A 20,496-nucleotide genomic window follows, 5' to 3' on the forward strand; every position below is an offset into this window, starting at 1 on the left:
TCACCCTGTCTTACAAATTCCCACAAACAAATTCTACATCAATACTGATCACAATTACCTACACAAACATTGGCCACGGTTTCAACCGTGGTGCACATATAGAGAAAATCATAATTAGAAAAACAAAGAGGACAACACAATTTCCCGCACCTTAAGAGATGTTTTTCAGGAGCTTATTCCAGCTATCACCTTTAGTCCTCAGTAAAAAAGCCGGTTTTCCAAGCCCAAAAAGGAGCTTCTAAAGTCGCTCTTTTTGGGCAGGAAAACCAGGCTTTTTTACCTCCGGGCTACCGGCTCTATCTGGGCTAGGGGTTTTAGGAAATAGTCAACTTCAGTAGATTTCATTTCAATTAAAGTTGATATCAACCAGAATTAATACACTAACTTTTTAGATTTATAATCCATAGCAATAGTACCGCAACGCTGCCGAGAGAACTTCACGAACACAGAAATTTGTGCTGCATAAGTCGAGCGTATATTATTGGATTAATAATTTCAGTGAACTATAAACCATAACGCGGCTGCTAATTAAAATGTAAATAGTATTAGTTGCATCACACCATAAACCTCTAGTCATTTATAGGAAAAATGGTGTCAGCCACTAAATGAGTAATAGATCCCGATGTGTAATTCCTTCCTGCGAGTCGTTTGGAACAATTCCCGATGCGTAATTCCTTCCTGCGAGTCGTTTGGAACAATTCCCGATGCGTAATTCCTTCCTGCGAGTCAGTTGGAGCAATTCCCGATACGTAATTCCTTCCTACGAGTCGTTTGGAACAATTCCCGATGCGTAATTCCTTCCTGCGAGTCGGTTGGAACAATTACCGATGCGTAATTTCTTCCTGCGAGTCAGTTGGAACAATTCCCGATGCGTAATTCCTTCCTGCGAGTCGTTTGGAACAATTCCCGATGCGTAATTCCTTCCTGCGAGTCGGTTGGAACAATTACCGATGCGTAATTTCTTCCTGCGAGTCAGTTGGAACAATTCCCGATGCGTAATTCCTTCCTGCGAGTCAGTTGGAGCAATTCCCGATACGTAATTCCTTCCTACGAGTCGTTTGGAACAATTCCCGATGCGTAATGCCTTCCTACGAATCGTTTGGAACAATTCCCGATGCGTAATTTCTTCCTGCGAGTCGTTTAGAACAATTACCGATACGTAATTTCTTCCTGCGAGTCAGTTGGAGCAATTCCCGATGCGTAATTCCTTCCTGCGAGTCAGTTGGAACAATTTAAGCTTCTGAATAAATTCCTTCTCTGCAGGAGGCGAAATTTACTTACATTAAATATCTATAGGTGTTACGGATGTAGATTAAATAGAATTTGAAGTAAATTTGAATCTCTCTATTTTGTTTAAATCTTCTCTGAAATCCTGTAATGCAGTTTATTTTATGAAACAGCAGTACCGTCAATTAAGATACTTTCGTTAATTATAAATTAAAGTAAAAGTCCCTTTGGTAAAAATACCAATAGCGATTAATAGTATTACCAAAATCTCCATTAGTAATAAAAGTAGAAACAGGACTAATTTAAAAACAGTTCTTCCTGCTAAATATTCTTTACGGAATGTTCGGTAGTAGTTAGCAATAAAATAAATTAAGATAGTGAGAGGAGTCAAGATGTAAAACATGCTGCTCAAGCCATCAATATAATTTAAGAAATCCGTAAAGTAAAGCAGTTCAAAAAGAAAATTTATAAAGATTACACCTAAAAAAATCATACCGGCGATTATTAAGTGTTCACTAAAATTTAGTTTTTTTCTTTTAAAAAGCAAGAAGCTATTAAAAGCGAAAAGTGGTACAAAAGCATAGATTATGAGCTTTGCGTAATCGCCAAGAAACTTATCGATGTTTTTTCCTTGAACAGATGTAGCACCTTCGTTTTTTATGTTGAAATAGTCAAACTGCATCTTGTCATAAAGGTTATTTACTAAAAGAGTTAACCCGATGATAACAAGAATTAGGTAAAACACATTGTAATATTTTATTCTTTTTCCACTTATATATTCCAAAGCAGCCGTTCCAGGTCTGATTAATGCTTGCTTAATGGTAAATAGGATTCCTTTTTCAATGTGCCAAACGCCATGAAGCAAATCATGCATAAAGAAATGTTTAGCAGTAATTCGATGGGTATCGGTTTTTTGTCCACAGTTCGAACAGAATTTACCTTCAGCAACTGTATCGCAGTTTAAACACGCAAGACTTTCCATAATTTTTTAATTTGACAAAGCTAAAATAGAAAAAGACTTTCATTATCTGAAAGCCTTTTCTTAATTATTTAAAAAATAAATAGTCTTTCTTTTCCTCAATCCATTTTCTAACATTCACAAAAGCTTCTAACGAAGGTGAAACATCATTTTCTGCATTTGAAAAGTTGAACTTAACTTCACCATGCAAATCCAAACACCTAAAGTGGTTTCTTCCAAAGTCGATAACAGCATCTGTTGTGGTTTTTTAATGGACAAGTTATTGTCTTTTTTCATTACATTTGAAAAGCAATAATGCGAAACAAACTTTTGGATATGCATCTTAAAATAGGTATGAAGGTGAAGGTTTGTTTTGGTTATATGCAAATTAGCAGCAAGCTTGCCAAAATTGTAAAAAAAAGTGAAAATTTATGAAGAAAAATATTTATTTAATTGTAATTGTATTAATATTATTTTCAGCAGGGTTTGTAAACTTTGTTAATATTCAAAATTCTATATTAGAAAATTTAAAAAACTATTCATTTGCTTATAATGAAATGAATACTCAACTTTTTGATTCTTTAAAATTTGGAATTCTTTGTGGAATAACTCCAATAGTATTAAATGTTTTATGGAATAAAACTAAAACTGAAAAGCTAAGACTGAAATTATTGTCAATGTTTGTTTTTATAACAGTTATTGGTAGTTATATTGTTATAAAAATATCAATATTAAATTCAAAAAACGATATTGAAAAATTAGAGATTAAAAATACATTAAGTATAGAATCGCTAAATTTAACTTTGCATTTCTTTTTAGCACAAATAATTGGTTTCTTTATAATGTATTTAATTTTTAGGAATAAATCAAAAACAGAGTAAAAATCCTACTGCTAACAAGCTAAGGTTTAGTTGCTTCCGAAGAATGAACAATGAAACCTGTGTTGAATAGCCTGTCCCGTTTTCTCGAAAAAACCGATTAAATGCCGTCAACACTTAAGAAGTTTTTGCTACAAACACCTTCACCCAAATTTGTCACTCCGTAGGAGTCTATTAATTACTACAAACAAAAAATGCTCTTCCATCGAAGAGCATTTTTTATATAAATATATAAGGAGTTATTTCTTTTCAATCCATTTTCTAGTATTCACAAAAGCTTCTAACCAAGGCGAAACCTCGTCTTTCTGTCCACGTTCTGGATAATTTGCCCAGTTCCAAGGGAAAGTAGAACGCTCAATGTGTGGCATCGTTACCAAGTGACGACCTGTTATATCCGTCATCATCGCCGTGTTATAATCCGAACCATTTGGATTGGCAGGATAACCTTCATAAGCATATTTCGCTAATTATTTGGTTAATTATATCTTGTAAGTTCAAATACCAATTGTTTTGTAAATTTTTTAGGCATATTTTTAATAACTTTTCGACATTGCAATTTAAATATCTCATTTATGTTATAATATTAATAATAATTTATGTAAATTGGTGGTTTACTTTTAAAACTCAAAATTTATTTATGTGAAAAATCCAATAACTTTAATTTGTGTGTTAGTTTTCTTCTTCTCTTGTCAGCATGAGAATTATGTTGATGAAATAAAGATTAACAAGAATAATAGCAATTGTATATTTTTATTAAAAACTCAAAATTTTATTAATACTACCACTCTTGAGAGTAAGAATATAAATATTTATCCGAGAGAAAATAATTTTAGCTTAACCTATAGTGAAAGTAATACAAAAGGCATTAAGACAGTTACTGATAAGTTCAAAATTTATCCTAAAAACGATGTGTCTTCTGTTATACTGTATTTTGAGAAAAATACTGACAATGTAAATGCAATAAGTTTGTTCGTCTATAATCAGCGTGATATGATAATTTATCACGAATTATTTAAATTTAATGGTGTAGAGTTTATGAATATTACTTCGTGGAATTTGAGTACATGTAATTCAATTTTGCCTGGTTATATTGAACTCTTGGGTAATATAATAGATCCTACGATTAACAAATCATGTTTAATTTTTAATGTTGATTCTAAAAATTATTTATTGCGGAAACCCCATGGTAATAATTTTGAGAAATTAATTTTAGATAAATCCAAATTTGGATTTAGATCTTCTGGTTGTACTATTGGAATGTGTAAACTTGATTTGGAAACAAAAAATTGTGGGGTACATCCAGAAGGAGGGTTGGATTGTGGCGTGCCGGGTTCTGATTCTGAAGATTGTCCTAAAGATGAGTTAGAGGAAGGGTTAGAAGAGCAGGAGGAAGTAATAGTCGACACCAGACGTACTGATTATGTTAAAACTAATACACAACTAGCTTATAATATAAAAGAGTATCTTAATTCTTTTGATAAAGGCACTAAATACGTTAATTATTATTATTTTATAGGTAAAATATTAATTGAAAATAATGTTATTAAAGAGAACCGGTTGACTTTTTTCGAAGCATTTGTTAGAGTAATTAATATTGGTAACAAATTATTAACTCAAAATGATACTAGTGTTTTAATCACAAATTCTGATTTTATTTTTTTCAATGATTTAATTGATTCATTGTTAGTAGGGCAATCTAATAACGCAGAATACATTAATATTTTAACAATAGTTAAGGACGATTTGATACATTTCAGAAACAAACCAACTAATGTTGTAAAGAATGAAATTGTTAATTAACTTACTGTACTGTTTTTTAATTTTTATAGTTTTAAATAATTTGGTTAGTAATTGTATTTCTTTTTTCTTAGGTTATAACTATATATATATTAATGGTGTAGTTTGTAAATCAGAAATTAATTATAACGGATGGATTGTGATTGTCTTTTTTATTATCTTTAAAGGTTTGCTCTTACTATCTTACCTTTTTTATAATGTACGATGGATCCGTTTTTATCTAATTATTGAAGTATTGATTATTGGAGTTTTGCTTCTTGACTTCGTTTTTAATTCATATTTAATTCAATATTTCTACTCAAATAGACCCATATTTGTTTTAAGCTTGTACTTGTTTGATAATTATTTAATTCAGGTTTTGATTAGTATTATTTCACTTATACTTTTGCGAAAAACTTTTTTTGATAGAATTAAAACTGTATCGGATAAAAAAGTTAATTTTTGAGGAGGTATTCATAAATTTGATTTATGATTTAATACTGTACGAAACAAAAAATGCTCTTCCATCGAAGAGCATTTTTTATATAACTCAATTAGGAGTTATTTGTTTTCAATCCATTTTCTAGCATTCACAAAAGCTTCTAACCAAGGCGAAACTTCATCTTTTTGTCCGCGTTCTGGATAATTTGCCCAGTTCCAAGGGAACGTAGAACGCTCAATATGCGGCATCGTTACCAAGTGACGACCTGTTGTATCCGTTAGCATTGCCGTATTGTAATCCGAACCATTTGGATTGGCAGGATAACCTTCATACCCATATTTGGCTACAATATTATAGTCGCTTTCCGCATTAGGTAATTTAAATTTTCCTTCGCCATGCGAAATCCAAACGCCTAAAGTGGTTCCTTCTAAAGTCGATAACATCACCGAATTGTTTTTCTGAACCTTCACCGATGTAAAGCCACTTTCGTGTTTCTGCGAAGTATTGTACGTCATTTTTCCGTGTGTGTCGTGTTCTGGATTCATCAATTCCAATTCCATGAACAATTGACAACCGTTGCAAATTCCCACAGAAAGTGTGTCTTCTCTTTTAAAGAAGTTTTTCAATGCTGTGTTTGCTTTTTCATTGTACAAAAATGCACCAGCCCAACCTTTCGCTGAACCTAAAACATCAGAGTTGGAAAATCCACCAACCGCTCCAATGAACTGAATGTCTTCTAAAGTCTCACGACCGGAAATCAAATCCGTCATGTGAACGTCTTTCACATCAAAACCTGCCAAGAACATTGCATTCGCCATTTCACGCTCGGAATTACTTCCTTTCTCACGAATAATCGCTGCTTTTGGACGAGTAGTTGTCGGCAATTGCGGTAATTTTCCATCAAAATGAGTTGGAAAAGTAAAGTCTAACGCCTGATTTTTATAATTCTCGAAACGCGCTTTCGCCATTCCATTTTTTGATTGTTTCTGGTCTAACAAATACGAAGTTTTAAACCAAGTATCTCTTAATTCTGAAACATTGAAATTGAACTTGTCATTGTTATTTACAATTGAAATTGTATTTCCTTCTACAACAGTTCCAATGTTGAAAATTTCAATTCCGTTATTTGTAAACGTTTCTTCAACCGAAGCATCCGCTTGAAAAACCACAGCGATATTTTCGTTGAAAAGTGTTTTTACAGAATCATCTTCGCCTAAAACACTCAAATCATAAGCTGCACCTAAATTCACATCAGCAAAACTCATTTCTAACAAAGTAGTAATCAATCCACCACTTCCGATGTCGTGACCCGCTTTAATTTTGCGTTCCTTAATTAAATCTTGCAACGTGTTGAATGCTTTTTTGAAGAAAGAAGCGTCTTTAATCGTAGGGACTGCCGTTCCAATTTTATTCAGAATTTGAGCAAAAGAACTTCCGCCCAATTTGAAAGTATCTTGAGATAAATTAAGATAGTAAATGTTGCCACCGTTTCGTTGCAGAACAGGTTCCACCACTTTCGTGATATTACTACAGTTTCCAGCCGCCGAAATAATAACCGTTCCCGGAGCGATTACTTCATCGCCTGGGTATTTTTGTTTCATCGAAAGCGAATCTTTTCCTGTTGGAATATTGATGCCCAATTCGATGGCAAAAGCAGCACAACTTTCAACAGCTTCATACAATCTTGCGTCTTCACCGGCGTTTTTACAAGCCCACATCCAATTCGCAGAAAGCGAAACCGAATACATTCCTTCTTTTAAAGGAGCCCAAACTAGATTAGAAAGTGCTTCACCAATTGCCGTTCTCGAACCTGCAGCTGCGTCAATCAATGCAGCGATAGGCGAGTGGCCAATGGATGTTGCCAATCCTTCTTTTCCTTTGAAATCTAAAGCCATAACACCCACGTTGTTCAAAGGCAATTGCAACGGTCCAACACATTGTTGTTTCGCGACTTTTCCTCCCACACAACGGTCCACTTTATTCGTCAACCAGTCTTTAGAACCCACAGCTTCTAGCTGCAATAATTCGTTTAAGTAGGTTGGAATTTCAGCCGTATCATAATTCAATTCCGCATAATTAGCAGGAATTGTAGTATCATTCATAATTGTTTTTGGCGAACTACCAAAGAAATCTTCCAATGCATAATCCATTGGTTTTTCACCTGTCGATTTGGATTCAAAAGTAAAACGGTGGTCGTTCGTAACTTCACCCACTTCATACATCGGCGAACGTTCTCTGTCGGCAATTCGTTGTAGAATTCCCATATCTTTTTCACCAATTACTAATCCCATTCGTTCTTGCGACTCGTTACCAATGATTTCCTTTGCAGAAAGCGTTGGGTCTCCAACTGGCAATTTGTCTAAATCAATCAATCCACCGGTTTCTTCCACCAATTCCGAAAGACAATTTAAATGTCCACCAGCACCGTGGTCGTGAATGGAAACAATTGGGTTATTATCACTTTCCACTAAACCACGAATGGCATTTGCGGCACGTTTTTGCATTTCAGGATTGGAACGTTGGATAGCGTTTAGCTCAATTCCAGTTCCAAAAGCACCTGTATCGGCAGAGGAAACTGCAGCTCCACCCATACCAATTCTATAATTTTCACCACCGAGAATGACAATTTTGTCTCCGGCAGTTGGTTTTTTCTTAATTGCTTGGTCTAATTTTCCGTAACCAATTCCACCCGCTTGCATGATTACTTTGTCGTAACCAATTTTACGTGCTTTCTGTTCTCCTCCTTCGGGGGAGTTAGAGGGTGCTTCTTGGTGTTCAAAAGTCAAAACCGAACCTGTAATCAACGGTTGCCCAAATTTATTTCCAAAATCAGACGCTCCATTGGAAGCTTTTATCAAAATATCCATTGGCGTTTGATACAACCAAGGACGTTCTGGCATGGCTTGTTCCCAATTTCTTTTGTCTTCCAAACGAGAATACGAAGTCATGTAAACCGCAGTTCCCGCCAAAGGCAATGAACCTTGTCCACCTGCTAATCGGTCGCGAATTTCTCCACCTGAACCCGTTGCTGCACCATTAAAAGGTTCAACAGTAGTTGGGAAATTATGTGTTTCTGCTTTCAATGAAAGAACAGAGTCGAAGTTTTTTTCTTCGTAAAAATCAGGTTTATCCGCACTTTTTGGGGCAAATTGAACGACAGTTGGTCCTTTTACAAAAGCTACATTATCTTTATAAGCAGAAACAATTGCGTTTGGATTTTCAGCAGAAGTTTTCTTAATCATTTTGAATAAAGAAGTTTCTTTTTCTTTTCCGTCAATAATGAAAGTTCCGTTGAAAATTTTATGTCGACAGTGTTCTGAATTGGCTTGTGAGAAAGCGAATATTTCAGAGTCAGTTAGTTTCCGTTCTAATTTAACCGATAAATCAGCCAAGTAAGTCACTTCTTCTGGACTCAAAGCCAAACCTTCCGATTGATTGTATCCTTCGATATCTTCAATGTCCAAAATAGCTTCTGGAGCGATATTAACATCAAAAATAGATTGATGAAGCTCCGTATATTTTTGCGAAAGCATCGGGTCAAAATCGGTGAAATCAGGGTTGACTTTTTCAAATTCTTCAATTCGAATGATTCCCGAAATGGCCATGTTTTGCGTAATTTCGACGGCATTGGTACTCCAAGGTGTAATCATAGCCGCACGTGGTCCAACAAAAAAATCCGTCAATACGGATTTTTCTATTTTATTTACGTCGCCAAAAAGCCAGTTTAATTTGCTGATGTCTTCTGCTGATAATTCGTTTTGCATTTGAACTGCAAAAACCTTTTTCGCTGGGTTTCCGAAGAAATGAATCATTGTATGTAGTTATTGTGTTGTGTGTTGCAAAAATAGTTTAAAAAACGACAATTTCCAATGCAAAAAATGTAAAATCGGCTATTTTGTTTAACGTGAAATTTCAATATCATAAGGTTAGAGATTAGCCAAGTTAATGTTCTATTTCTTTTGAAACATATTGATTTTCCTGCATTTGTAAGGATTGTTATTCTTCGAATAATGTCCAATTATAAGCACCCATATCAGAAGGATTGCTTCGTGTTAAACCTAAAACATCTGTGGTTCCACTTGAAAAGCCAAAATCTGCAGCTCCTCTTGCCACTGATTCAGCACCGATTTGTAATTTGTTTTCCGAAGCTTTTAAAAAGTCCGGTTTGAAGTCGAAATTGTTTCTTGCAATAAGACAGTTCTGATACAACGTTGCATCTTCAAAATTATAGAGCGGATTTGCGCTGAAAATCGGGTCGGAATTATTAAACTTTAGCAAGGTATTCGTGAGCTTGTAATTAAAGGATTGCGACTCATTTTTCCGCAATGACAATTGTCGACTATTGGAGCCATAAATGATGCAATTGGTAAAATTGGCAGCTGTTAAATCCCGTGGAACCTGATTTTGATTAGAATCCAATATATAATTTGCAATAATTACTGCAAATTGCGTTGAGCTTGAACTCTGATTGTTAAACGTGCAATGTGTAAAATTATATGTTCCTCCCGCGCGAATTTCCAAAGCGCCAATTCCTCGCGTCAAAGAATTAATGACTAAATTAAAACCATCAACTTTAGCGTAAACGGCTAAAATTCCTACGACAGACGAGTTGTAAATTTGTGTGTTTTCGATTTTTAAAGGTGTGCCAAGATTTTCTTGAACATAAATACCAACGGTAGCATTTTTTAATGTTAGGTGGTTGATCGAGTGTTCTTTACTACCACTTCGTAAGAAAATTGCTCCCCATTGACCTGGTGTTTCAGAAAACCCATTCTCAAGGCGATCGCCTTCAAAAATCACTTCATTTTCTAAATTTTCTGTAATTGAGGATTGTCCTGCAATATTTAATGTAGCGCCATTTTGAACAATTATTCCCGAATCTTTATGAAAATGGATTCGAGCGCCTGGATTTACAGTTAACGTTTTTCCGTCAGGAACGCCTGCATAACCGTATACAACATAAGGTTTGTTGTTTTTCCAAACGTATTCATTACCGTTATCAGGATGATTTTCCTGTAAGTTTCGACCTTTGATTTGAGTTGTGTTTCCATCTGCATCAAAGCCAAAATCAATTTCTTCGTAAACGCCTTCAGTTCTATTAGGGAAAATAAAGTAGGCATCCTGAATTAAGGTAACCAATTCTACTTTTTGTTGATTGGTTCCAGTGCCAAAAAGGATTTGGTCGGTATATAAAAAATCAGTTGGATTAGCATCAGCAACATTTACGGTTGTTTCGATAAAAATATACATACTGTCTTTTGCCAATAATTCGACATTTGAAAATGATTTGGTTGCGTTTTCAGTCATGCCATCCATAGTCATCCTGTATTTTGACGCGGCGCCTTTTGCAAATCCAATCGTTGGAATACTGATGTTTGAATCGGTCTTATTATACACTTTTAGCGTGTACGTGCTTGAGCCAATATCGGTAAAAACAGTATCTAAATATACGGTGTCTCTCGAAAAACGAAGTTCGCCCGTGCTTTCGGCAAAATCAAAGTCGGTACGGCATGAGCTCACTCCAAAAAATAAACCAAGGAAAACCAGTAAAACAAAATAGCGCATGGAAATTGAATTTTTGTAAAAATAATAAAATTTGTCTTACTACCGTTAGATTTTTAGTATATCGCAAAAAGCAGTACTATTATTGTACTTTTTAGGTTTTTTTTAAATTTTGCCAAAGTCAAAAACCTTATTTTTGTGAAAAATAGATTGTATGAGTTTTGATAAAGAACAAATTTTAAAATTGTGTCGTGATTTCTCTAAAAACACGTTGATGGAAACATTAGAAATTGAGTACATTGATGCTGGTCCCGACTTTCTAAAGGCTAAAATGCCTGTAAATTCAAGAGTGCATCAGCCAATGGGTTTGCTTCACGGTGGCGCAACTGTTGCTCTAGCGGAAAGTGTGGGAAGTGCTGCATCAATGATCTTTATCAATCCTGAAAAACAAGAAGTTCGTGGAATTGAAATTTCTGCCAACCACGTGAAGAGTAAAAGAAACGGAATTGTTTACGCAACAGCAAAAATAGTTCATGAAGGTCGAAGTATTCATTTGTGGGAAATCAGAATTACGGACGAAAGTGATAATTTGATTTCCTTGTGCAAATTGACCAATATGATTTTACCCAAACGAGTTAAAAATGCCTAATATTTTTGAGCAATCATTGGAATCATTTCAGAAGAATTTGCCGTTTGTGCTTTATAGCAAACCAGATTCAGAGCATTTAATTGGCTTTTTTCAGCAAGATCGTGCATTGCATAAAGCCACTACTTTTGCAGAAAAAGGATTTGTGTTTGCTGATTTTGAAGGAAATCAATCTGTATTATTTCCGGAAATGGCGTGTGAGATTCAAACCGAAAAATACAAGTTTGATTGCGAAAAGTCGAAAGATACATTTGTTTCTTCTTCAACAGACGGGAAGGAGGCTTTTGAGGTTTTAGTGGAAGAAGGGATAAAAGCGATTGATAAAGGGACGTTTCAAAAAGTAGTTTTATCGCGAAGTGAAGCAATTCAAGTAAACGATTTTAACTTTTTACAGGTTTTTAAAAAGATGCTTTCTGCTTATCCTACCGCATTTCGATATGTTTGGTTCCATCCTGAAATAGGCATGTGGTTGGGAGCGAGTCCGGAACAACTATTGAAGGTCAAAAGTTCAAAATTTAAAACTGTTGCCTTAGCGGGAACTCAAAAATATGAATCAGATGTAGAGGCGATTTGGCACGAAAAAGAAAAGCAAGAACAGCAATTTGTCGCCGATTTTATTATAGCAAGCTTAGATTCGGAAGTAAGTGCGATGGAAATATCGCAACCGTATACTTTTCAGGCCGGGAGTTTGGTTCATTTGAAAACCGATATTGAAGGCGTTTTCAAAAATGACTTTAATTTGATGAAAGTTGTACAAGTTTTGCATCCCACTCCAGCTGTTTGCGGACTTCCAAAGGAATCTTCGAAAGCATTTATTTTAGAAAATGAAGGTTATGATAGAAGGTTTTATGCAGGATTTCTGGGTGAATTGAATTGGGATGTTTTACCTGAGAGAACTTGTGATTCGGATTTTTTTGTTAATTTACGTTGCATGGAAATTCAGCAGAATCAAGTTCAATTGTATATAGGTTGTGGTATTACAAAGGATAGCAATCCAGAAAAAGAATATTTTGAAACCGCCAATAAAGCGATGACGATGAAAAAAATTTTAAATTGAAATTATGAAATTAGATATATTAGCCTTTGGAGCACATCCAGACGACGTAGAATTGGGTTGTGGTGGCACAATTGCCAAAGAAATACAATTAGGAAAGAAGGTGGGAATTGTTGATTTAACCCGTGGAGAATTAGGAACTCGCGGTTCAGCTGAAATTCGTGATGCCGAAGCAGCAAAAGCAGGTGAGATTTTAGGTGTTTCCGTAAGGGAAAACTTAAGAATGCGAGACGGTTTCTTTAAAAATGATGAAGCACATCAATTGCAAATCATTGAAATGATTCGGAAATACCGTCCAGAGATAGTTTTGTGTAATGCAATTGACGATAGGCACATTGATCACGGAAAAGGAAGTAGTTTAGTTTCGGATGCTTGTTTTTTATCGGGCTTGCGCAAAATTGAAACCCAACACAATGATGAAGCACAAGAAGCGTGGCGACCAAAATTAGTGTACCATTACATTCAGTGGAAAAATATTAAACCTGATTTTGTAGTGGATATTACAGGTTTTGAAAAAACCAAAGTGGATGCGATTATGGCTTACGATTCGCAATTTTTTAATGCCGATACGAAGGAGCCGGTAACGCCAATTGCTACAAAAAACTTTTTGGATAGCATTAATTATCGTGCTCAAGACCTTGGCAGGTTGATTGGAACGGATTATGCAGAAGGTTTTACTGTAGAAAGATATTTGGCGGTCAATAGTTTAGCAGATTTAATCTAATTTTTTTAAAAAAAGATTTGCAGTAATGAACTTTTGCTGTATATTTGCACCCGAATAAACATGGTGATTGTAGCTCAGTTGGTTAGAGCATCGGTTTGTGGTACCGAGGGTCGCGGGTTCGAGCCCCGTCTTTCACCCATTTTTTGAAGTCCTAGAGCAATCTAGGACTTTTTTTATGCTCCTACTTTTTTTACTTTTTCTTTGGAATTTAATTTTTGGTTCGGAATGTACAGCAGCACCAGAACCGCTGTGAAAGTAGCTCATCAATTCTGAAGTAATGCAACTTGAATTTCTAAAAGTGCAACAGCGGTGGTTTTACGTACTTAATCTTCTTTTGATGCAATAAAATTAATAGTATTGCATCTTTATTACGGTTTCCTGGGAAAGAAAATCACTTGTAATTGCAATAATTTACTGTTCAAATTTCTCGGTCTCTTTCGCGTCTTTTTTGTTAAATAATAGTCCCATCATCATGACTAAAGCAGTCAAAATAATGACTTGAATAATAAGCGAATTATTGACAATTGGAGAAACTAATTTCAAAGGAATGGACAAGAAAAGCAATATAGTAATCAATCCTCGCGGTGCGATGTACAGCAGTGGACTTATTTCAATTTTGAACAATTTGAGTAGTAAGTAACGTATCGCAAAAATACCGATCGTAATTCCTAAAGCCCAAACGATGGTATCCGTATTTATGATTTCTGCTGTTTCAATTAAGAAACCAAAAAGGATAAAGAACAAAGCACGAATGAGGAACGCCATTTCTGCTGTTAAGTCCTTGAATTTATGAACTTCATTGTTCAAGATGTCCGGTCGCAACCTTTGGATGAATTTAATGTGTTTTAACTCATCTAAATTCCCAAGAAAAATACCAAACAAGAGGATGAATACTAGAGCGGGTAAATTATAAATTTTAGAAATTTCATAAATTAATATGACTAGTAAGATGATCGGTGCAAATTTCACGGAATGCTTAATCTTGCTCAACAGGAATGCCAAACCTAATGTTGCAATGAAAGAAATGATGATGATTAAGACAATTTGCCCAAAAAACATGCTGACCGACTGAAAGGTAAAATAGTCGTTAAAAGTTACAAAATTGAAGAGAATTACACCGAAAATATCTGACATACTGCTTTCATAAGTAATGAACTCCTTGTTTTTAGAAATTAGATTTTGTGCACTCGGAATGGCTATCGAGCTGCTAATTACAGCTAAAGGAATCGCGTTGGAAAGTGCCGCTTTATAACTGATGCCGCTGTAATAATGGATGACATATGCCAATCCCAAACTGATAACGATAATAGGAATAAAGGCTACTAAAGCCGATTTTTTGACAAAAGGAATCTTGGATCTCGTGAGTTCTAATTCGAGCGAGCCTTCCAAGACTATTAAAATAAGTCCAATAGTTCCTAAAATAGGTAATACTGAAGTTAAATTCGGAATTTCAATGTCCAAAAGTGTGGCTGTTTGCTTGACGCCCCAACCTAAAAACAAGAGTAGGATGACCGATGGAATTTTAGTTCGAGATGAACTTAAATCAAAGATGTAGGCAAACAATAGTAGTAAAACTATAGAAACTATAATGGTTGTAGTCATATAAATCGCAATTGATGCATAAAAAAAGGCTTCGATAATTGGAAGCCTTTCTTAATCAATCGAAATATAAAACTTTTTTTTATCTTTTTAAAGAAAAATGTCCTTTAACCGTTCGACCATCTTCTAAATTAATTACGTACCAGTAATCATCGGCAGGTAATAATTGACCATTTAATGTACCATTCCAACCGTCATCTAATGCAAAAATTTTATGAATAAATTTGCCGTAACGGTCATATATAAAGGTAGTTGTAGTAGGGCTAAAGTACTGGCTAATGCCTTCAATTTTCCAAAAATCGTTGTATCCGTCGCCGTTTGGTGTGAAGTATTTGGGCGCGCCAACTATTGCAACTATTTCTTGAATTGTACCACAACCGTTTAAATCTTTGATGAAAATGGTATGAAAACCCATGGTTACATTCTCAAATACGTTTGATGTTTGATAAAATAAAGTTGCATCGTCTATTGCAAACACATAATCACCGATACTTTGCGCATCTAAGACAACGGTAATGCTATTTGGACCTGTGGTAGCATCTGTAACAATAGTTTCAGCTATAATAGCTTCACTCGAATTTTGTACTAAAATTTCCCTCGCCTTTGAACAACCATTCATATTGGTTACAACTACTTTGTAAAGGCCCGGACTGTTAACCGAAATACTATACGTGTTTTGTGGAAGTGTTACATTGTCTTTAAACCACTCGTAAGTAAAGTCTGCAGGATTGCCTTCTAACAGTCGTGCATCAAGAGGAATAAATTTAAGCGGTAAATTTTCGCATACAAAGTATTCTTTTTCTAGTGTTTTTAAAAGATTTGGCAGACGGTTTACAACTAAATCTATGGTGCCAATTCCGTTGCAACTGTTTTCTTCTTCTATCCGAAAGAAAATGGTTGAAGCGTATGCTGTTAAATTTGTATAATTTGTAGCATCTGAAATTTCATTTTGTTCCAACAATGCGTCTTCTAAAGTTTCATAATAACTGACGGTTTGCGTTGCCGTCAAAACCAAATCAGAAGTGTTCAAATTAAAAGGAGCAAAACCATCTTCAGTCGCTTCATCATCACAAACAGGTGCTATAGTTACGATTGGATTTACCAAATTCACGCTGAGTTCTACAAAACTTGTGCTTGAACATCCCGTTGTTTCATTAGTTACAAGGGCTTGAATTTGCTGCGGATTAGAAACGTTAGTATAACTGGAATTTAATTCAGTGCCATTAAAAAAGTACGCTACAGTTAAATTTACATCATCACTTGTCAAAGCGGACGTCGCTTCGTCTAAATTAAAAAGTGTAATTCCATCTGGAATGAATCCTGGATCACATTGTATCAACGTGGTATTTACTACCGCAGGAAGTGAGTTTACTTTTAAAGTAATCTCTTTTATCTTTGAGCAATTATCTGGATTCGTTGCCTTAATAAATACGGATTGTTCGTTTGGAGTTGTGTTGGTATATGGATTTGGAAGTGGGTTGATTCCAGCAATTGCATTGGCATTGGAAGCATAATAGCGAAACGTAAGATTTGAAATGTCTTGACCTTCCATTATAGTTGCGGAAACCGCATTTAAGTCAAATGCATTGATCCCATTTGCATCATTACCGTCTGAAGTGTCGTCGCAAATTGCAAAAGTTTCACCGGGAATAGTAACGGTATTGATTACATTAAGCGTAAATTCGGTAGTATTGAAGCATCCGGAAGTAGTATCTGTAATACGCGTAAAAATAGTTTGTGGGTTGGTAGAATTAATAAACGTTGCTGGATTTGGAATGGCATTCTCGGCAGTCAAAGCGTCATTGGAATTCAAGTGGTAGGAAACAGCTACATTTGTTTGTGTGCCAATAACAATTGGTGTGTTTTGAGCCAAATTAAATTCTGTTTTTTGATCGTCAACTGCATCACTATCGCATTCTTCCAAGTTGATTACACTGCCTGTTGGAATGTCAAAAACTGGAGGTTCTTTAAATGTTGCCGTTCCGGTCCAAGTCAAAGAAAAATTGCTGGAACCTATTGGTCTGTCAATCACAAGAAAATAGGTGTCATCAGTATTAACTGTTAACCATTGTAAAAAATTATTTCCACTGGCTCCCGGTCCTTCCGTTACATCTGTTTCAGTTGCATTCAACCCTGTGGTATTATTTGCAGATCCTGCCGCTTGGGGATTGGTGGTGCTGCATCGGATGGCCTGACCAATATTGCCACAAGTTACATTTGGACCGAATATAAAAAAATCAAAGTCAATTCCAATATTTGTACTTTCAGGAGTTAAAGTAAATCCCAAAGTTCCTCCTTGATCAATTGCAATTTTCAGCCAAATACTATTGTTTTCCTGACTGTCACAAGCGTTGTTTCCATTTAATTCTTGAATTCCAACTCCGGTAGCGTTAAGACCATTGAAGCCTGTGTTTCCGCAGACTACTAAAGCATCTGTACAATCATTTTGTGCATGCGTTTTGGCAAAAGAAATTAATAGTAATAAGGCGAATACGTAACGGAACTGCATCATTTTGTTATTTTTTTGTCAAATATATGCAAAGTTTTAGAAAATTTATCTTTTCAATGAAAAGTGTCCTCTTACAGTGCGATTGTTCTCTAAAATAACGACAAACCAATAATCAGATGAAGGAAGCGGATTTGAATTTAACGTACCATCCCAACCACTAGTATCGCCTGTGCCACTGAATACTAATTTTCCGTATCGGTCAAAGATGTGTACCTGTGCCAAACGATTTTGTTTTTGCAAATATTCAATTTTCCAAACATCATTATATCCGTCTCCGTTTGGGGTAAAAAATTTAGGATAGTCAAGTACAAAGATTTCTTTGACTTGTATTCCACATTTACCTCTCGCATAAACCGTATAAGCTCCAGAAGGTACGTTAAAAAATGTTGGGTCATCTTGATAATTGACGCCGTCAAGAGAAAAATCGTATACGCCTGAACCGGTAAATAAAACAGTAACCGAATTAGCTCCACCTGCAAAATCATTAATGGTGACACCTGTTATGGTAGCAATTTCTGATGCAATTACATTAAACGTTTTTGTGTCGCTGCAGCCATTTGCATCAGTTACTTTTACACTATATGTTCCCGCTGTAGAAATGGTAATGGAGTTGGAGGTGCTTGCAATAGCATCATTCCATAAATAAGTTTGGAAACCTGTAGGAACTGAAAGTTGGATTGTATTTAAACCTTCACAAAAAATTATATTTTCATCATCAAAATTTGGAACTTCTAAAAAATTGATAATTAAAGTAACGGGTATAATACTGTAGCAATCTGCACCGTTTGTAATTTTGGCCCAAATTATTTGTTGCGATGCTGTAGTATTAGAATATAAATTAGGTAGTGGGTTGGAAGTATTCAGAGCATTGGTTGCTGTTGAATAGTACGCTACATTTAATCCTGCAGGAAGTCCATTTATTACTTGTGGCGTAACTTCGGTATTTAAATTAAATGCGCGAAGTCCGTCTTTTATTGAATCTTCATCGCAAAAAGCAATTGGAGTAACTGTAGGATTTGTATTGGAAATGGTGAGAGTAATCGGAACAATCTTGGAACAATTACTGCCATTGGTAACTTTTGCATACACTGTTGCCGCTGGCGAATTGAAATTAGATGCATTAGGCACTTGAGTAGTAGCACTATTGTCTGTGTAATATTCAATTCCTACAACGGAAGCGTCTGATGCTAAAATAGCAACATTTGCTTGTGTTAAATTAAAATTGGTAACGCCGTCCATTTCTGGGTCACATTGCACAAGTGTAGTTCCTGTCGCAATTAGTGCAGCTGCATATTCAATTTTAATTTCACCTGTGGAAATACAACCAGAGTTGTTAATGTTGATTTCAACAGCATAATTACCACTTGTTGAAACTGTGAAAGTTGGGTTTGTAGCGCCAAAAATTGCAACACCATCTTTAAACCATTTATAACTGTTTGTTCCAGATTCTGTTGCGTCTAAAACAAGTGTTTCTCCAAAACAAAGAGGATTGGTGGTCGCTATCAAACGATCGGATCCCAGGTCTTTACCAATTTTGAAACTTCCGCCACCTAGAAAAATGGCAGAATCATATAAATTATTTCCTTGATCGGCAACTACCAATTTTATATGATATAAAACACCAGGTTGAACAGTGGACTTTGCGGTTAAAATTTTTGTTTGTCCGTTATAATTTGTCGGATGATTGGAACCGTTAAATGCATCAAAAAACTGTGGATTGGCTGGCGGACAAATAGATCCTGGTCCACGAACGGTATTGACACGAACGGGTATATTAGTATCTGGCACCACAGCTAAGTTGACGTAGCTTTCTGAAGTATTTGCTTTTTTTAGTAAGAAGACAAACCCATCGGTGAAATTACATTGGTTTTGCGTTCCATTCAATAAATATTGTTCAGACGAAAAAATGTAATCGAAACTAATTTTATCGGATAAAGGAAGAAAATCAAACTCTAAAACGGTAGCGTTTATGGAACTTGAACCAATGTTTAAGGCTTGCTCTAAGTCGGCATCGCCTTGCCACGTAGTAGGTCCGTCGCTCAAAATGGACGTATTGGGTCCAACTGCAGCACTTGCTCTTCCCGTAGTTAAAAGGACGCCATTAGCAAAAGGAAAAGTGCTTCCGCCAGATGTAAATCTTCCAAAACTTTTGCCATTTCCAAAATCCCAAGTGGATACAGAAACATTTGAAATATTGGCACAAGGGTTATTAATTAAAATATCTTGAACTAATTGTGTAGCAGTAAGAGTCTCATCTACTGTAATATTCTGTGCATTCGTTTTGGAGTAGAAACCCAATAATAGCAACAGAAAAAGCGTATTTTTTATTCCTTTCATAATGCGGCAAAGATACTGTAAAACTCATTTTGCTTAAAGATACATAAATGTTAAAATAATCTTAACAATCTCTATTTCAGACATCAAATGCAATGAGCTTAAAAGTTAAATTTATTTCAAAAAAAAGAATAAAATAAAACTACTAATTATGAAAAATTTTATAAAAAAGCACTGAATAGAACTAATATTAACACAATCTAAACAAACGAGAAAAACAAAAAATGCGCTCTCAAGTTGAAAACGCATTTAATTCCTAAAAAAGGAAATAACAATTAAAACAAAACAATTATGAAGTTTAACCAAAAAACTTTATAAATAACAAATCACCTCTAACAAGTGGACTTGTTTATTAATAGATGTAGAAATAAGGAAAGGGTTGCGTAAAAAAAAAAAAATTATGGGATATTTACAGTATCTGTAATGAAAGTGCCATTTCCTGTAGTGAACTTCAGCGTGTAAGTTCCCGGAATATTTTGATCAAAAATATAATTCGTTTCTAAAAGAGGCGCGTTTTGGGTACAAATACAACCTTCATACTTAGCTATAACTTTAATGGTAGTCACATTTTCTTCTGTATTTTCTTCAAATTTAAAAAAGCTACCACAACCATTTGTGACTCTAAATGCTATGTCAAAAGTTTTTCCGGTTGCATCGGTCGATAAATTAGGAACAGCTGTTTCAACGCCCGCCATGCTGTATTCAATACAATCATCCACATCACGATCAGAACTACAACTAAAGAGCAGAAAAACTAAAAAAGTACTGTAAATTAATTTCATAATAAAATAGGTTGGTTTCTATAAAGAGTTGAAAAAATGATAAAGGTTGCGCAAAAAAAATCCCC

At 35.2% G+C, this 20,496-nt stretch carries 14 protein-coding genes, 1 tRNA gene and 1 pseudogene; 6 read left to right on the forward strand and 10 right to left on the reverse strand.

The window, feature by feature from the left end; genetic code table 11:
• Positions 1–760 precede the first annotated feature (760 nt).
• The 3 genes from H602_RS19875 to H602_RS19880 all read right to left on the reverse strand — a co-directional run bounded on the left by H602_RS19875 (position 761) and on the right by H602_RS19880 (position 2,482).
• A complete protein-coding gene (locus tag H602_RS19875) occupies positions 761–1,108 on the reverse strand; it encodes a hypothetical protein (protein ID WP_157504972.1) in 348 nt (115 codons plus the stop codon).
• 318 nt (positions 1,109–1,426) lie between these two features.
• On the reverse strand, positions 1,427–2,209 hold the full coding sequence (locus tag H602_RS19325) for a DUF3667 domain-containing protein (RefSeq protein WP_051224270.1): 783 nt from the start codon (positions 2,207–2,209) through the stop codon (positions 1,427–1,429).
• Between the two features lie 126 nt (positions 2,210–2,335).
• Entirely contained in the window at positions 2,336–2,482 is a 147-nt protein-coding gene (locus tag H602_RS19880; RefSeq protein ID WP_157504974.1) for a hypothetical protein, read from the reverse strand.
• Between the two features lie 134 nt (positions 2,483–2,616).
• Here H602_RS19880 and H602_RS0107650 point away from each other — a divergent pair, with 134 nt between their 5' ends.
• Entirely contained in the window at positions 2,617–3,066 is a 450-nt protein-coding gene (locus H602_RS0107650; RefSeq protein ID WP_026977485.1) for a hypothetical protein, read from the forward strand.
• A 236-nt stretch (positions 3,067–3,302) separates the two neighbouring features.
• Here the strand turns inward: H602_RS0107650 and H602_RS19610 are convergent.
• Positions 3,303–3,530 (reverse strand): annotated as a pseudogene (locus tag H602_RS19610) (phosphoribosylformylglycinamidine synthase subunit PurQ); the annotation flags it as partial.
• A gap of 172 nt (positions 3,531–3,702) precedes the next feature.
• On the opposite strand from H602_RS19610, the gene H602_RS0107660 reads away from it, so the two are divergent.
• Complete coding sequence (locus H602_RS0107660; RefSeq protein ID WP_026977486.1) at positions 3,703–4,863, forward strand: hypothetical protein; 1,161 nt, start codon at positions 3,703–3,705, stop codon at positions 4,861–4,863.
• Between the two features lie 537 nt (positions 4,864–5,400).
• On the opposite strand, the gene purL is transcribed toward H602_RS0107660, so the two are convergent.
• Both purL and H602_RS0107675 read right to left on the reverse strand, forming a co-directional pair.
• Complete coding sequence (purL, locus tag H602_RS0107670) at positions 5,401–9,093, reverse strand: phosphoribosylformylglycinamidine synthase (RefSeq protein ID WP_026977488.1); 3,693 nt, start codon at positions 9,091–9,093, stop codon at positions 5,401–5,403.
• A 184-nt stretch (positions 9,094–9,277) separates the two neighbouring features.
• The gene (locus tag H602_RS0107675; protein ID WP_026977489.1) at positions 9,278–10,846 is read right to left on the reverse strand and encodes a hypothetical protein; all 1,569 of its coding nucleotides are present in this window, start codon (positions 10,844–10,846) and stop codon (positions 9,278–9,280) included.
• A 151-nt stretch (positions 10,847–10,997) separates the two neighbouring features.
• Between H602_RS0107675 and H602_RS0107680 the strand changes: the two genes are divergently transcribed.
• The 4 genes from H602_RS0107680 to H602_RS0107695 all read left to right on the forward strand — a co-directional run bounded on the left by H602_RS0107680 (position 10,998) and on the right by H602_RS0107695 (position 13,345).
• Positions 10,998–11,432, forward strand: a complete 435-nt coding sequence (locus H602_RS0107680) for a PaaI family thioesterase (protein WP_026977490.1) — start codon at positions 10,998–11,000, stop codon at positions 11,430–11,432.
• Positions 11,425–12,486 (forward strand): isochorismate synthase, encoded by a 1,062-nt coding sequence (locus H602_RS0107685; protein WP_026977491.1) that lies wholly within the window; start codon positions 11,425–11,427, stop codon positions 12,484–12,486. Before H602_RS0107680 ends, H602_RS0107685 begins: the two co-directional genes overlap by 8 nt.
• Positions 12,487–12,490: 4 nt before the next feature.
• Entirely contained in the window at positions 12,491–13,207 is a 717-nt protein-coding gene (gene bshB1 / locus H602_RS0107690; protein WP_026977492.1) for a bacillithiol biosynthesis deacetylase BshB1, read from the forward strand.
• A gap of 62 nt (positions 13,208–13,269) precedes the next feature.
• Positions 13,270–13,345: transfer RNA gene (locus H602_RS0107695), tRNA-His, on the forward strand.
• 273 nt (positions 13,346–13,618) lie between these two features.
• Here the strand turns inward: H602_RS0107695 and H602_RS18380 are convergent.
• The 4 genes from H602_RS18380 to H602_RS0107715 form a co-directional block, all read right to left on the reverse strand.
• On the reverse strand, positions 13,619–14,809 hold the full coding sequence (locus tag H602_RS18380) for a cation:proton antiporter (protein ID WP_035759158.1): 1,191 nt from the start codon (positions 14,807–14,809) through the stop codon (positions 13,619–13,621).
• Positions 14,810–14,888: 79 nt separating this feature from the next.
• Complete coding sequence (locus tag H602_RS0107705; protein ID WP_026977493.1) at positions 14,889–17,318, reverse strand: T9SS type B sorting domain-containing protein; 2,430 nt, start codon at positions 17,316–17,318, stop codon at positions 14,889–14,891.
• 42 nt (positions 17,319–17,360) lie between these two features.
• Positions 17,361–19,652 carry a T9SS type B sorting domain-containing protein gene (locus H602_RS0107710; RefSeq protein ID WP_035759160.1) on the reverse strand — a complete coding sequence of 764 codons (2,292 nt, stop codon included), beginning with the start codon at positions 19,650–19,652 and terminating at the stop codon, positions 17,361–17,363.
• A 395-nt stretch (positions 19,653–20,047) separates the two neighbouring features.
• Positions 20,048–20,431 carry a hypothetical protein gene (locus H602_RS0107715; protein WP_026977495.1) on the reverse strand — a complete coding sequence of 128 codons (384 nt, stop codon included), beginning with the start codon at positions 20,429–20,431 and terminating at the stop codon, positions 20,048–20,050.
• Between the last annotated feature and the right edge of the window lie 65 nt (positions 20,432–20,496).

Origin of the sequence: Flavobacterium tegetincola DSM 22377 (assembly GCF_000425485.1) — a bacterium.
Taxonomy (GTDB): domain Bacteria; phylum Bacteroidota; class Bacteroidia; order Flavobacteriales; family Flavobacteriaceae; genus Flavobacterium; species Flavobacterium tegetincola.